This window comes from Citrobacter sp. Cpo012, from assembly GCF_030333015.1.
GTDB lineage: Bacteria > Pseudomonadota > Gammaproteobacteria > Enterobacterales > Enterobacteriaceae > Citrobacter > Citrobacter portucalensis.
The window spans coordinates 642,977-657,924 of record NZ_JAOWGR010000043.1; the positions used below are offsets into that span (position 1 = coordinate 642,977).

Annotated in this window: 16 protein-coding genes; 3 read left to right on the plus strand and 13 right to left on the minus strand. The window is 49.2% G+C overall.

Going from position 1 to position 14,948, the window contains the following annotated elements:
• The 3 genes from OGX90_RS22845 to OGX90_RS22855 all read right to left on the minus strand — a co-directional run bounded on the left by OGX90_RS22845 (position 1) and on the right by OGX90_RS22855 (position 3,933).
• Positions 1-2,526 carry a fimbria/pilus outer membrane usher protein gene (locus OGX90_RS22845; RefSeq protein WP_286624743.1) on the minus strand — a complete coding sequence of 842 codons (2,526 nt, stop codon included), beginning with the start codon at positions 2,524-2,526 and terminating at the stop codon, positions 1-3.
• A gap of 26 nt (positions 2,527-2,552) precedes the next feature.
• Positions 2,553-3,272, minus strand: coding sequence for a fimbrial biogenesis chaperone (locus OGX90_RS22850; protein ID WP_286624745.1), 720 nt, complete (start codon positions 3,270-3,272; stop codon positions 2,553-2,555).
• 103 nt (positions 3,273-3,375) lie between these two features.
• Entirely contained in the window at positions 3,376-3,933 is a 558-nt protein-coding gene (locus OGX90_RS22855) for a fimbrial protein (protein WP_079934862.1), read from the minus strand.
• Positions 3,934-4,482: 549 nt separating this feature from the next.
• Between OGX90_RS22855 and araJ the strand changes: the two genes are divergently transcribed.
• Positions 4,483-5,655 carry an MFS transporter AraJ gene (gene araJ, locus OGX90_RS22860; RefSeq protein ID WP_048216350.1) on the plus strand — a complete coding sequence of 391 codons (1,173 nt, stop codon included), beginning with the start codon at positions 4,483-4,485 and terminating at the stop codon, positions 5,653-5,655.
• Between the two features lie 27 nt (positions 5,656-5,682).
• Here the strand turns inward: araJ and mak are convergent, their stop codons facing one another.
• A complete protein-coding gene (gene mak / locus OGX90_RS22865) occupies positions 5,683-6,591 on the minus strand; it encodes a fructokinase (RefSeq protein WP_286624747.1) in 909 nt (302 codons plus the stop codon).
• A 91-nt stretch (positions 6,592-6,682) separates the two neighbouring features.
• On the opposite strand from mak, the gene rdgC reads away from it, so the two are divergent.
• Positions 6,683-7,594: a recombination-associated protein RdgC gene (gene rdgC, locus OGX90_RS22870; RefSeq protein ID WP_003021479.1), complete on the plus strand. Its 912-nt coding sequence runs from the start codon at positions 6,683-6,685 to the stop codon at positions 7,592-7,594.
• 50 nt (positions 7,595-7,644) lie between these two features.
• Here rdgC and ppnP read toward each other — a convergent pair whose 3' ends face one another.
• From ppnP to OGX90_RS22895, 5 genes are all read right to left on the minus strand, one after another.
• On the minus strand, positions 7,645-7,929 hold the full coding sequence (gene ppnP / locus OGX90_RS22875; protein ID WP_003021477.1) for a pyrimidine/purine nucleoside phosphorylase: 285 nt from the start codon (positions 7,927-7,929) through the stop codon (positions 7,645-7,647).
• A 71-nt stretch (positions 7,930-8,000) separates the two neighbouring features.
• Positions 8,001-8,678: an AroM family protein gene (locus OGX90_RS22880; protein ID WP_003830963.1), complete on the minus strand. Its 678-nt coding sequence runs from the start codon at positions 8,676-8,678 to the stop codon at positions 8,001-8,003.
• A 246-nt stretch (positions 8,679-8,924) separates the two neighbouring features.
• Positions 8,925-9,116 carry a protein YaiA gene (gene yaiA, locus OGX90_RS22885; RefSeq protein ID WP_003021472.1) on the minus strand — a complete coding sequence of 64 codons (192 nt, stop codon included), beginning with the start codon at positions 9,114-9,116 and terminating at the stop codon, positions 8,925-8,927.
• Positions 9,117-9,142: 26 nt separating this feature from the next.
• Positions 9,143-9,688 carry a shikimate kinase AroL gene (gene aroL / locus OGX90_RS22890; RefSeq protein ID WP_008783910.1) on the minus strand — a complete coding sequence of 182 codons (546 nt, stop codon included), beginning with the start codon at positions 9,686-9,688 and terminating at the stop codon, positions 9,143-9,145.
• A 186-nt stretch (positions 9,689-9,874) separates the two neighbouring features.
• The gene (locus OGX90_RS22895) at positions 9,875-10,330 is read right to left on the minus strand and encodes a YaiI/YqxD family protein (protein ID WP_008783909.1); all 456 of its coding nucleotides are present in this window, start codon (positions 10,328-10,330) and stop codon (positions 9,875-9,877) included.
• 273 nt (positions 10,331-10,603) lie between these two features.
• Between OGX90_RS22895 and proC the strand changes: the two genes are divergently transcribed.
• Positions 10,604-11,413, plus strand: coding sequence for a pyrroline-5-carboxylate reductase (gene proC, locus OGX90_RS22900; protein WP_003021462.1), 810 nt, complete (start codon positions 10,604-10,606; stop codon positions 11,411-11,413).
• 17 nt (positions 11,414-11,430) lie between these two features.
• On the opposite strand, the gene adrA is transcribed toward proC, so the two are convergent.
• The 4 genes from adrA to OGX90_RS22920 form a co-directional block, all read right to left on the minus strand.
• Positions 11,431-12,546: a diguanylate cyclase AdrA gene (adrA, locus tag OGX90_RS22905; protein ID WP_095533161.1), complete on the minus strand. Its 1,116-nt coding sequence runs from the start codon at positions 12,544-12,546 to the stop codon at positions 11,431-11,433.
• Positions 12,547-12,637: 91 nt separating this feature from the next.
• A complete protein-coding gene (gene psiF, locus OGX90_RS22910; protein WP_003830956.1) occupies positions 12,638-12,958 on the minus strand; it encodes a phosphate starvation-inducible protein PsiF in 321 nt (106 codons plus the stop codon).
• Between the two features lie 97 nt (positions 12,959-13,055).
• Positions 13,056-14,471, minus strand: a complete 1,416-nt coding sequence (gene phoA, locus OGX90_RS22915) for an alkaline phosphatase (protein ID WP_286624749.1) — start codon at positions 14,469-14,471, stop codon at positions 13,056-13,058.
• A gap of 104 nt (positions 14,472-14,575) precedes the next feature.
• Complete coding sequence (locus OGX90_RS22920; protein WP_057068908.1) at positions 14,576-14,818, minus strand: sigma-S stabilization anti-adapter protein IraP; 243 nt, start codon at positions 14,816-14,818, stop codon at positions 14,576-14,578.
• Positions 14,819-14,948 lie beyond the last annotated feature (130 nt).

The following is a 14,948-nucleotide window of genomic DNA, read 5'->3' on the forward strand; positions in this document are numbered from 1 at the left end:
TTATTTACACTCTGCCGCTAATATAGCAACGGTTTTGTTGGTAAGTTCATCGGCAGGAATAGCAATCTGCGCGGTACACTGCTGTATTGCTTTCTCACCCCACTTCACCATAACGCGATCGCCTGCCGATACACCGGTTAAATAAACCTGTCCATTATCACCCACGATACTGGCATAATTTTTTTCGTTTTCCCCTGCCAATGCCGCAAGCGCGCCGAAAGGAACGTTATTTCCATTATGTTGTAGCGTTAACAAAACACGTATACCGGTGCGTGCAGAAAATGTTGCCAGTGTGACCGCACCACGCGAAGGAATCACCTGTTTGACGGGCTCCTCAATATCAACCTGCGAGTTACTTGCCGTATTCAATATAATGTTATTCGTTCGATAGGGTGAGGCATATGGAATAACAGCGTAGCCATAGGAATCAGTATATACGCCGGTACTGTTTTCTACTTTAATATCAGGCCCATCGTCGGCATCGACTAAGGTCACCGTTTCAGGTAGCGACTGTGCTAAAGTAAACCCGCCAGCATGGCCGATAATCCCACCTTGTAACTTATAATTCACTTGCCTGCTGTTGTTGTCATAATTGTACCCACCAGAAACAGAGCCAAATGAGCCTTGCCAGGTGGCATTCATACTTCCATTCTCCCCCATTCCATTATTCCCCCAGGACTGCTGGAGATTATAATTGAGGTTATCATCCTGCAATGCAGTACCACTGATCCCAATCAGATGTTGCTGACTACGATGACGGTTATCTGTATAAGTATAATTCGCCCAGGCACTGGGTAACCATTTATCTAAGGGAATACTGACAGTAAATGAAACCTGCTCATCTCGATGTGAGGTTGGCGTTTGCGTCAACGAATAGTTGAGCATAAATCGGATCCGTTCCCAGTTCTGGTTATAACCGACAGATACCGTGCGCTCATATCCCGCCAGTCCCCAGTAATCTTGCTGATAACCGGAGATATAGAAAGAACCTAGCTCATTCAGGCTCTGGCTGATATTTACCTGAAAGCGGCTACGACGGTTATTGGTATTGCGATAAGCATAAAAACTGTCGTCATCAATATCGTTAGTTCGGTTATTTAACGTTTCCGTAAACGTATAAAAATTACGGGTAGAGTAACGATAACTCGCAAGCGTAAGATTGGTGTTGGTCGTATCGATATTCTTCGCATACTGGGCACGATAAGACATCCCCTGCCAGACGTTATCAGCCACTTCGCTTCTGGCCGTTGTGGCATCAAACGAAAACGCGCCAAAATCATGAAGATCAATACCAAAACCTAATGCCGCGGAACGATAAAAATCACTGCCCAACACGCCGCTATACACGGTAAAACCATAAGGCAACCCATAGATAAGTTGCGCTTCGACCAGATTAGGATCCTCTGATGTATCATTATTTTGGTAATGCCCGGCGGCAACGCTATATTGCAATGCCCCCTGTCGCTGCATGATAGGTAAAGAAGACGACGTCTGAACGAAGCTACGCTCACTCCCATCAGCCTCCGTGATTGTTATATCGAAATCACTGCCGGAAGATACCTGCGGTACATCCGTAATTTCAAACGCCCCTGCGCTGACATAGGTTTGATAGAGAGTGTAGCCATTTTGCTTAATGGTCACCTTAGCATCGCTTTTCGCAATCCCCCGGATCACCGGCGCAAACCCTTGTTGGCTATAGGGCAGCATAGCGGTATCTGTTTGCAGACGAATACCACGAATCGGAAGGCTGTCAAAAATATCTCCCGCAGTAGAGCTATCACCGAGCGTTAGTTGGCTACGCAGGCGCTTTATATCCCGCTGAATATACGTCGAAATGTTTTCCCAACCATCTCCGCTTTGGTAATTTCCATTGTTTCGTATGCGCCACGGCCCTACATTCAGTCCACTGTTTAAACTCAGGTAATTTTGTGTCGACGAGCCCTGAGAGCTGTAGTGTGTTTTAGAGCCGCTATAGTAATAACCCAACAGTGCAGCAGGTATCCCATCATCCCAATTATCAGGGTCGATATACCCCTGCACTTCCTGATTAACAGCAACTTGCGGAACACGAATATCCAGCCGTTGTTGCTGAGTGGAGAAAGTCCAGGAAGCCTCTTCAATGTAACGTCCGATATCATCAACCGTGGCGTCATCAGACATCGTTTTCATCAATGGCATTTTGCTGACATTGACGCCATAGGCGGCCAGTTCTGATTTTTTTAACACGGGAATGAGTGCGGTATGGGCTTCATTAAGCACATACGTCACATTCTTTTTTTCAACAAAATGATTATTAAAATAAACAGAACTGAGGTAGACGCCTGGTGCAAGTGCATTATCGTCTAAAAAAGTACGGATCGCCTCTGCGCTGTCTATTGGGGAATCAAAACGTAGCGCATCAATATTAAACTCATCATCAGCAACTTGTGATTCAGCGATACAAAACGGACTACACAACATCAACGCGGTGGCAATAGCTGATAATTTCAATGAGAGAATTTCATGATTATTATTGATAGGCCGCATATTGTGGATATCCTTATCCGCCAAATTTAAAGTGACTTTTCCTGTTCGGAAGTGGCATTGCCGTAGTCGTCGATTGCACTCCATCGAACAGACTTAGCGTTCCCACCAGGAAGGGAATAGATCATTTTTGAATAGGGTGAAATCATCATAGACACAGCAGAAAGCGTATCTTTCGGCGGCTTTACCTCTTTGCCGTCAACGGTCATATTATGCAAAGAAATATAGTATGCCGTCGGGTTATCCACAGCCAAACGTCCACCTGAAACAGAAAATATCAGACTTTTGTATGCTTCTTGCGCGTCGTTTTTATTTAATCCTTTTGGTCGCCATATCAGCTTAATACGGCTGCGGGTAGCCAATTGTAGCTTACTTTGTTGTACTAACACTTTAGGCGTCGCTTCGATAGACTTGATATTAGCCCAAAAAATTTGTTCACGATCTTTTTTCAGGATGTCATTTTTATCGACTGAGATAAAATGTAGGATATTCGTCTGTCCGCCAATAAGTTTAAATAACGGAGGCGTAATAATAAGAGGAGGCTTACTTTTATCATTCTTATCGAAGTTATCAACCCATGCCTGAACAAGCTGATTTCCATTACCCGTATTTTTTACCGTTGCCTGAACTTCATCCACATCTCCAGGATAAATAATACGCGTATTACTAATTTGCACCCCCGCCGAAGCAGTGTTTTGAAAAAGAATGAATATTGCTGAAAACAGCAAACCAGAAATGTTGAGATTCATCATTCATCCCTTATGGCTAAATCTCGAAAAGAATTACAGGACATACCCTGATTATCCTATGGCATATCCTGTCTGAACTTACGTCACACCCACTCTACGTCCCTTATGGATAGTAAATGGTATAGGTTGTGGTTGCGGCAAACTCGCCGCCTTTGATACTCGCCGGATCAACGGTTGCCACAACTTTTGATGTGAAGTTAAACGTCAGGTCATTTTCTTCGCTTGCCCCGGTCGTTTGAGCAAAAGCAGAGTTCGCTTCGTCGTTAAAAACGACTTTATCATTGCTGGCATCAGCGCCATAAACCACAATACCAACACCGGTATCAACGCCGCCAGTAAGCGCTTTCAGCTGCGTATTTTCCGTTGCGGTATCACCTGCAAAGGTCAGGTTTACCACAGTATTTGCCGGGCACTTAGTCAGTTTAATTGCAAATGGCTGAACCTGAGACGCTTCTTCGCCAATACCAGCAAAGGCGTTCGTCCCCAGCGGGGTAAAGGGTACCTGAACATCTTCGCTGTCTGTATCAACCTGGCAAGGTGGGTTAATAATAGTACCGGTAAAAGTGACGGTGCCCTGGTCATCAGTTAAGTCTGCCGCATGCGCAACATTGATAGCCGCAACAAGCAACAAAGAGGCAGAAAGGAGTACTTTCTTTTTCATGTGAAATTTCCCTATAATAAATTTTATTATCTTTCGAATGCTGCCTCTGAAATTTCCGCCAAAGACTTTTGCATATAAAAATCCCAAACAGTCCTCAGAAGAGGTCCGAAAGATAGAATCTTATGCGTTCTAACCCAATGGATATTGTGGTCGACATATATAATATAATATGATTTTTATTTCATCAACAGCACAAAGACAAAAAATAATATCATTACAAAACAGCAATTTATAATAAGTTAACCGATAAAACAAAAACAATATTTAAATAATTTATAGCTATGCGATTTATATATAAAAAATAAATCACTATCGATTCATATACGCTGTGAATACAATAACCCATTCCCAACCAGAAATCGCCCATCAATAAATTATTATTTTAGTGTATTTTATATATTGAAAAGACTACAATTCAGAGTCCGTATGTTATCGGCACCTAACATGCAAATAATTGCTTTCAAGAATAATTGCAATCGTTCGTTCAGACTTCACAAATATGATAGCATTAGCCCTACTTAGCTGTTGTTGCTGTGTATGACAGGTGGTATGAAAAAAGTCATTTTCTCTTTAGCCTTGGGGACGTTTGGGCTGGGCATGGCCGAATTTGGCATCATGGGTGTACTCACCGAATTGGCGCGGGACGTGGGAATTTCCATTCCTGCCGCTGGCCATATGATTTCGTTTTACGCCTTTGGCGTGGTGCTTGGCGCGCCCATTATTGCACTCTTTTCCAGCCGCTTTTCGCTCAAGCATATTCTGCTGTTTCTGGTCACGCTGTGTGTGATTGGCAACGCCATTTTCACCCTCTCCTCCTCGTATTTTATGCTGGCGGTGGGTAGGCTGGTTTCAGGCTTCCCGCACGGCGCATTTTTTGGCGTTGGCGCAATTATCCTGTCGAAGCTCGCCCGCCCGGGAAAAGTCACCGCCGCTGTCGCGGGCATGATTTCGGGTATGACCGTTGCCAATCTGGTTGGCATTCCCGTCGGCACCTGGCTGAGTCAGGAATTTAGCTGGCGCTATACGTTCCTGCTGATTGCCGTCTTTAATATCGCCGTGATGGTCTCGGTCGCTTTTTGGGTGCCCAACATCAGCGATGAAGCAAAAGGAAACCTGCGCGAACAATTTCACTTTTTGAAAAGCCCCGCCCCGTGGCTCATTTTCTCCGCCACCATGTTTGGTAACGCCGGGGTTTTCGCCTGGTTCAGCTATGTAAAACCATACATGATGTTCATCTCCGGCTTTTCCGAAGCGCTGATGACCTTCATCATGATGCTGGTAGGATTAGGAATGGTGTTGGGAAATCTGCTGAGCGGTCGGCTGTCTGGTCGCTATACGCCGCTGCGCATTGCGGTGATAACCGACTTCGTGATTGTGCTGGCTCTGCTGTTACTCTTTGCCTTTGGCGGGATCAAAGCTGCGTCGCTAACCTTTGCCTTTATTTGCTGCGCGGGCCTGTTTGCCCTGTCGGCACCGCTGCAAATTTTATTGCTGCAAAATGCTAAAGGAGGGGAGCTGCTGGGTGCGGCTGGCGGGCAAATTGCCTTTAACCTCGGCAGCGCGATTGGCGCCTACTGCGGTGGCATGATGCTGACGCTGGGCTTTGCCTACAACTACGTGACGCTGCCGGCGGCACTGCTGTCGTTTTCTGCGATGTCGTCACTGCTGCTGTACGGTCGCCTGAAGCGCGCAGTACCCCAGATGACACACGCTGCCGGATAGCATCTGCGTTACCCGGCTACGCGAACCTTACTCCTGCGGCCACAGCCAGGCCGCACCGCGTACACCGCTGGAATCCCCGTGTAGCGCCTTGCGTAGAGGCGTTTCGCACTCGCCACCAAAGACAAACTGCTTAATCAACGCCGGAACGTTTTGATACAGTCGGTCGACATTGCTCATTCCGCCACCCAGCACAATGACGTCCGGATCGAGAATATTCACCACATGTGCCAGTGATTTCGCCAGACGACGCTCATAGCGGCTCAACGCCTGCTCCGCAAGAGCATCCTGCGCAGTAACAAGACTGATAATTTCATTGCCTTTGAGCTGCTTACCGCTCAGACGCTGGTAGTCGGTGGCAAAGCCGGTCCCGGAAATGAAGGTTTCAATGCAGCCTTGTTTACCGCAATAACAGGGGACTTCCTGTCGGAAACGCAGCTCATCTTCGTCCATCCATGGCAGCGGATTATGCCCCCACTCGCCCGCGGTACCGTTACCGCCCGTGTGCGCCCGACCATTCAGTGCCACGCCTGCGCCACATCCGGTGCCGATAATCACCGCAAACACGGTTTGCGCCCCGGCCGCCGCACCATCCACCGCTTCTGAAACCGCCAGACAGTTGGCATCATTTGCCAACCGCACTTCACGATTCAGACGCGAACTCAGGTCTTTGTCAAAAGGTTGTCCGTTAAGCCAGGTCGAGTTGGCATTCTTTACTACCCCGGTGTAGGGCGAGATTGAACCTGGAATGCCCATTCCCACGGTTCCCGTCTGCCCGGTGGCGTTTTCCGCCATCTCCACCAGCGTGGCGATGGTTTCTATCGTTTGCCGATAATCATCACGCGGCGTGGGCAGGCGATGGCGAAAAAGCTGTTCGCCCGCATCGCCAAGCGCAATAACTTCCGTTTTCGTACCGCCCAAATCGATACCTATACGCACTGTTTGCTCCTCTTCCCGATTAACAATGCAAGCATAGCGACAATTCGCTATCATGCCCGCTGGATTTAACGACAAGGCCGTGGAAATTATCATGCTGTGGTTCAAAAATTTAATGGTTTACCGTCTTAGCCGCGATGTTTCTTTGCGAGCCGAAGAGATGGAAAAACAGCTGGCATCAATGACGTTCACCCCTTGCGGTAGCCAAGATATGGCAAAAATGGGCTGGGTTCCGCCGATGGGATCGCACAGCGATGCATTAACGCATACCGCCAATGGCCAAATTATTATCTGCGCCCGCAAAGAAGAAAAAATTCTGCCGTCGCCGGTTATCAAACAGGCGCTGGAAGCCAAAATATTCAAACTGGAAGCTGAGCAAGGTCGCAAACTTAAGAAGACCGAAAAAGACTCGCTGAAAGATGAAGTTCTGCACTCATTGCTGCCGCGCGCCTTTAGCCGCTTCAGCCAGACAATGATGTGGATCGATACCGTCAACGATCTGATCATGGTTGATTGTGCGAGCGCGAAAAAAGCCGAAGATACGCTGGCGCTGCTGCGTAAGAGTCTCGGTTCACTGCCGGTCGTTCCGCTGACGATGGAAAACCCTATTGAGCTGACGCTGACTGAATGGGTTCGCTCCGGCACCACGGCGCAGGGCTTCCAACTGCTGGATGAAGCTGAACTGAAAGCGATCCTTGAAGACGGCGGTGTGATCCGCGCGAAAAAGCAGGATCTGGTCTGCGACGAAATCGCCGTGCATATCGAAGCGGGCAAACTGGTCACTAAGCTGGCCCTCGACTGGCAGCAGCGCATTCAGTTCGTTATGTGTGACGACGGCTCCATTAAGCGCCTGAAGTTCAGCGACGAGCTGCGCGATCAGAATGAAGATATCGACCGCGAAGATTATGCTCAGCGTTTTGATGCCGATTTCATCCTGATGACAGGCGAACTGGCGGCGCTGATTAAAAGTCTGGTGGAAGGATTAGGCGGCGAAGCGCAACGTTAAGCCGTGTTTAGCGAATGGCGACTCAATATCGCCATTCGTCATTTTTACGCTTACAGGTAACGGCAAAGATAGGATGTTGGCTCTGCTACCTGCAGATGAAACTCGCTGTTGCCCGGTACGTTAAACACGTCTCCTGCGGCATACACTTTCCACTCGGTTTCCCCTGGCAGCAGCACGTTCAGTGCGCCACTAACTACCGTCATCTCTTCAGGTGCCGCAGTACCAAAGGTATATTCACCTTCAGCCATCACGCCTACACTGGCGCGGCCAGTACTGCTGCTGGTAAAACCGATCGATTTTACTTTGCCGGAAAAGTATTCATTACTTTGAAGCATACAACTGGCCCTATCTCGTGATTAAGTTAGGAACCAATATAGGGGGCTGACGTTCCACCTGTCACGCAAAATTACGCCAGCAATTCCGAAGCCAGTCGGGCAATCAACACATTGGACAGCAGAACCGGGACATCCAGCGACTTTTGCAGTAAATCACGATGACGTTGATGAAACCCCAGGCAGTCCAGCATAAGAACATCAGCACCTTGCTCAAGGAGATATTTCCCGGCATCAATCAGCTGTTGTTCAGAACCTTCTACTGGATTCGCCACGGCGTACACTGGCGGAGTTTGTAACACCTGCCACTTTTGTGTCTGGGCTTTGAGCAATTCAGCAACAGGTACAATGACCCCAACCTGATGCCCTTCGACAATCGAAGCCACTAACGGGGGAATAATGCGTATAGGTTCCAACAAGATACTATTGCGGGCGGTCAGACGGGTGATTGAGGCGGTACTCATCAGCAGGATCACATCAAATCCCTGATTATCGAGCACCTCCACAATGCTTTGCAGCGAGCGTTCCACTTTCTGACGTGAGACATGAGCAAGTTGGTGGTCGCTAAGCAGCGTTAATAACAGCTCGTCACCGGGTGAAGCCCCGTACTCGGCCATCACATCTTCTCTCTGCATCTGCCCCAGCAGACTGTGGTGAGTAATGTGCTGTTCATCAATATATTCCGTCAGGAGCGGTAACATCTCACACATCGGCACAACGCCAATCGTGAGGATAGCCAACGACGTACTCATTTGTTGCTCCACCGTCTTCTTACTTTGCTGTGAAATCCCGGATAAGTGCCGGGCGCTGACCTGTGCTACAAATGCTCAAAAGCGTAGCAGTAGATCGGCGGTGTATTGTGTAAAGATTCCAGATCATTCCAGTACTGGATTGTTATTGTTTAATTTTCAATTTTTACTGTATACGGCGAAATTTAAAATAATGTGATGTACGCCCGGACTGGCACTTTTAAGACTCGTGCCAGAGCGGTCTTCATATCAGGTTTTATCGGGGTCTTCGTAGCGTTTTTTAGCATCCATCGCTTCCTGAGCTGAAGGATGCTCACTGATCAACGAATTCGGTTTAGGGTGATCGGCACGAAGTTGATACCAGGTTACCGTCTGACCTGGCGTCCCTTTTTCAACCGTAACAATGGTCGCTTGACGTGGATAAGGTGGTTGTGTCGGCATAGTTCTTCCTTTTCACTGGATGAACATTAAGTATAGACACCGCCCTGCAACCGTGGCGCTGCCTGCGCCAGTATCCCAAGAATGTCTTCCACTACCTGCGAAGGTGGATTGGTGGCATCAACGATATAGTGCGCAGCCTCACGATACAAAACATCGCGCTGGGCGAGCACTTCCTGAACCTCTTCGGTCAACGGTTTGCCGGTTAGAGTCGGTCGCAATCCTTCTTCAGGCGTGGCCTCCAGACGATCAACCAGTACCGATACCGGTGCGCTTAGATAGATAACCACGCCGTGGCTGCGCATGTAATGACGATTAAATTCGGTAAGAATGATACCGCCGCCGGTCGCAACAACCGTGGCAGGAGCTGTAACAGCCTGCAGAGCGGTCGTTTCCTGGGCACGAAACCCTTCCCATCCTTCTCTTTCGACGATTTCCGCCACGGTCATTTGCACGTGCGATTGCAACCAGCGATCGGTATCAACGAACTGGAAATCAATAGCCTTTGCCAGCGCCATACCGGTTGTCGTCTTACCACACCCCCGGGGGCCAACAAGAAAAAGAGGTTGCGTCATCACAGAATTTCCCCAGAGAGCCGCCAACAAGCGGGATCTGATGCGGTTAAAAATATAATCATATCATCAAACTAGTACATCGCCAAAACTGTAAAGAAAAAATTACAGAAAGAATGGCGAGATGAGTTAACCCCTACTATAACAAGAATTCACAATGAATAAAGTGTAAATAATAAATTACACACCCTATTTTCTACGCTGAACTTCCAGCCACCACTTATCCAGTTCAGCCGCAAAATGCTGTCTGTCGCGGGGCGAAAGGCTGTCCGGCCCCCCGGTCTGGATACCGCTGGCTCGCAGTGTATCCATAAAATCACGCATCATCAGACGCTCGCGGATCGTGGCTTCGGTATAGCGTTCGCCGCGCGGGTTAAGCGCCGCCGCACCTTTTTCAATCACTTCAGCCGCCAGCGGAATATCTGCCGTTATCACTAAATCACCGGCGCTGCACTGACGCACAATCTCGTTATCAGCCACGTCAAAGCCCGCAGGCACACGTAATGTGCTGATGAAACGCGAAGGCGGGACGCGCAGGCTTTGGTTGGCCACCAAAACAAGCGGCATTTGCATGCGCTCAGAGGCGCGGTACAAAATGTCTTTAATCACATTCGGACACGCATCGGCATCCACCCATATTGTCATAGCTTCTCCCCACTGGTGTGCTGTCGCACATTGTCGCGTGCTTTTACTTTCAGGCAAAGTGCTGTTTCTCCTTCTGAACATATTCATTCCGCGCTAAGCTTAGCTTTCCCAGATTTACCCTAAATAATTCGGGTTGCAGGCAGGCGGCAAGAGAGTGAGTCCCGATGAGCTTACTCTGGTAAGTGATTCGGGTGAGCGAACGCAGCCAACGCACATGCAACTTGAAGTATGACGGGTATAAAACAATGAATATCATCCATAGGGAGTGACAAGATGGACAAGAAAATTGGTTTTATCGGCTGCGGTAATATGGGCAAAGCCATTCTTGGCGGCATGATCGCCAGCGGCCAGGTTCTCCCCGGACAAATCTGGGTCTACACCCCTTCCCCCGATAAGGTCGCCGCGCTACACGACCAGTACGGCATTAATGCGGCGCAGTCTGCACAAGAAGTCGCGCAGATCGCTGATATTGTTTTTGGGGCCGTAAAACCAGGCATCATGATTAAGGTACTGAGCGAAATTACCTCCAGCCTGAACAAAGATTCCCTTGTCGTCTCGATTGCCGCCGGTGTTACCCTCGATCAGCTTGCCCGCGCGCTGGGTCATGACCGTAAAATCATTCGCGCGATGCCAAACACGCCATCGCTGGTGAACGCCGGAATGACCTCCGTCACGCCAAACGCCTTAGTCACGCCGGAAGATACGGCCGACGTGCTCAATATCTTCCGCTGCTTTGGCGAAGCTGAAGTCATTGCGGAGGCAATGATTCATCCGGTCGTTGGCGTCAGCGGTTCAGCACCGGCCTATGTATTTATGTTTATCGAAGCGATGGCTGATGCCGCCGTTCAGGGGGGGATGCCCCGCGCGCAGGCTTATAAATTTGCAGCACAAGCGGTAATGGGTTCGGCGAAGATGGTTCTGGAAACGGGTAAACATCCTGGCGAATTGAAGGATATGGTGTGCTCGCCAGGTGGAACCACCATTGAGGCGGTACGCGTCCTGGAAGAACGCGGTTTCCGTTCATCGGTGATTGAAGCGATGATTAAGTGCATGGAGCAGTCGGAAAAACTCAGCCGCTCCTGAGTTAACACCGCCGGACGTCAGGCCGCCGCTTCAGTGCGGTTACGTCCGGAATTCTTTGCTTTGTAGAGAGCCATATCTGCTGATTTTAACCATTCTCGATAGTGTTCAGTTTCAGACGTCAGCGGCGCAACGCCCACGCTAATGCGCAGGTCAACCTGCGGCGCGCAAGATAAACGCAGTTGGGTAAGCCGTTCGTGAACACGAGACATCGCTGCAATCGCGCTGCTCGCAGACGTGCCACACATGATTACCGCAAACTCATCACCGCCAAAGCGACCAATCACATCACTACCGCGTAAGGTCATCTGTAACTGGCGGGTCAGTGCAACAATGGCCTGATCCCCGACGTCATGGCCCCAGGTATCATTGATACTCTTAAAATGGTCGATATCGATGATAAGGAGCGTGGCATCACGCTGATGGCGGCGGCAATTATCAAATTCATTCCGCAGCAACAGTTCCCAATGACGTCGGTTATAAACCCCGGTCATCCCATCTCGCGTACTCATAACCTGTAAGCGACGTTTATGTTCTGCCAGCCTGATGAGCGTCTGGTAACTCACCCAGGCAAACAGCAACGGGTAAACCACTAACACCGGCAGCGACAGCAGCACACTCAGTTGCGTACTGCTAAAAGCCACGGGAATATCCGTTAACTGTAACGTCACCAGGCAGGAAACCACCATCAACACGGCGCCTGCGATGAAGACACGCATACCCCCTGCGCCCATCAGGTTGATACAGATAATCATCAACAGCGCCGTGGATGGCAGCAAGTTTATCCCCATAATCCCCATCCACATCCCGGCGAGAATGGCATCGGCTTTTAAGTTGGTATATTCGCTATGCAGTGGATCGATAGCTTTACTTGCCAATTGCCATGCCAGATGCGGCCAGACAAACGCCCATCCCACCAGCAAAAGCCACCAGCCTCCGGTTATTGGCTGAGAAACTAATACCGACGCGATAGGGAAAAACATTCCCCCCAGTCCCACCGCTCGCGGCAGCCTGATTCGTCGGGCAAATCGCAGACCGGAACGTTGGTGGTCATTTTGATGAAGCAATATAAAGGCTTCATTCGGGACGACCTTCTTTTGATAAAAGTTTTCATCATTCATCGTATTTGGGAATATTCTGAAACAAATTTCCCAAATTATAGGAAGGGGTCTGGTGGCGGAAGTATGATATTTCGGGTGAGCGATTTTACCTGCTCACCCGGAAGTGCTAAGCAGATTTTTTCAGGCAAGCGCTCATAAACTTATTACGATCATCGCCTTTCAGAGACTGCTCCGTCGCCTTGACGTTGCATTCACGCATTTTCTGCTGCTGCGGCGTCAGGCTCTTTTCCTCAGGCGCAGATTTACTGTTTTTCAGGCAATCACTCATATAGGTCTTACGCGCATCCCCTTTTAAGGTCTGCGCCGTGGCCTGCTGATTGCAGGTGGTCATACGCTGTTGTTGCGGGGTTAACGTCTTCTCGGCAGCACCGACGGTAGTTAAAAAAATAAGGCCAAAGAGTAACGTCATTAATAATGTAATTTTCATAGCACCATCCTTTTCTGAACGACGACACACAGGTAAGTTTGGCTGCTAACGATAAAAATACCACCCGACGGCAAAAGTATTGCCGTCGGGTGTCAGCTTATTTCAGTCCTAACGCGGCTTTCATGGTGTAAAACAGATCGGTTTGATCGGTCAGGCCAACCACATTCGCCGCATGAGGGCCATAGGCTGCAATACGCAGTTGGCTGCCGGTGTGCTCCTGGGACTCTTCTTCAGAGTTGCCATAGCTGATGACCATCACCGCGCCATCTTTAGTGTTCAGCGCCTGCGTTAAACCGGGTGCTTTAGTATCCGGTGCGACAATCTGGCTGGCATGCGCGTGGTCAGCGGTTACCACAACCAGGGTGTTGCCATCTTTCTTCGCAAAGGCAAGTGCACGCTGCACCGCTTCATCCAGATCGACCGTTTCACCAATTTGTCCACACGGGTTAGCGGCGTGATCTTGTTTATCGATCGACGCGCCTTCTACTTGCAGGAAGAAACCTTTCTCATTTTTGCTTAACAGCTCAATCGCTTTATCCGTCATCTGCGCCAGCGTTGGCACGCTGTCGTTACGTTTTGGATTTGGCGTACAGGTCACTACCGGCTTATCCAGGTTGCCGTGATAAGACGCTTTCGGCCCTTCCCAACGCACTGGCATATTACCGTCTGAGAACAGACCCAACAGCGGTTTATCCTGATTCGCTTCGCTAACAGCCGCCAGCGTCGCGGCATCACTCACCATCTGGTAACCACGGGCCTGGGCTTGTTCTCGCAGCGTTTTACCCTGCCACTCACCTGCCGTAGCGGTTTCAGTAAAAGTCTTTGCTCCGCCGCCTAACGTAACATCCGCACGAGCATTCAATAATTGTTCGGTAATTGACCCTTTACCGCCTTTTTCCAGCGCGTTCGTCGGGCATTTTTCAGCCGTCACGCTCGGACCATAGCATTTACGCGAAGTGACATGGGCAACCAGTGCGGCCGGCGTGGCATCCTGCAATTCAGCCGTGGAAACGTTGCCTGTCGCCAGACCTGCCGCTTTGGCCATTTCCAGAATCGTGGTGTGATCTTTTTCATGAATATCCACACCCAGCGCCCCGTTATAGGTCTTCACGCCGGTTGTCCATGCTGTCGCAGATGCTGCTGAATCTGTCACATAATCGGGCTTGCCCGTTTTCTTATCCACCGCATAATGTGTGTATTGTCCGGTCAACGGTAAAGCATCAATACCTTTAAAAAAGCCGCCCGCGCCTTCAGCATAATTTCGCGCTGCCGTTATTTCGGAGTCGCCCATCCCATCGCCAATCAGTAAAATTATATTTTTGGCCGGTTTATCGTTCAGGGATTCGCGCAGAGCTGCCGTTTGATCGGCAGACAATCGGCGAGCGCCACCCGGCGTGGTGATATCTCCCTGAGCAGCACGATTATCCATAACCGCTACAGTAGATGTTTCTGCATTAATAACCGGGGTAAACAGCAAAGGTAACAGGGCAATAGCCAGAGCGCTTTGTTTCACTTTATATTCTCCATGTATAAATACGGTAAAATTAAAACAAAGCGACTATAAGTATTTGATGTGACACTTTTATGATAATTTGTGGTTACCCTACCACAGATGGATCACAAGGCTTTTGGTACGCACTCGCCAGCATTATGTATGTTCGTCAGAAACGCGGGCATGCGGTTTCCGCCAGCCAGCGCCCCCTCAATTTGACGAATAAATATTTGCCGATCGTTCCACGCCATATTGCTCAGCATTTCGATGATTACCCGCTCTAACGTTTCGACCTGTGCCGCCAGATCTTGCGATTCTTCTTCTTTTTGCGCGAGCTTAAGTAACAACTCAGTGACGAGGTTTTTCATTTGCCTATTCCCTTAACAAAATATGGGTCACGTTATCATTAAGGCTCACGACTGCCTAGAGGATGAAAGTTGTATTTTTATAAGAAATAAAACGATTTGCGAAAACAATCACAACACAAAATAAGGGAAA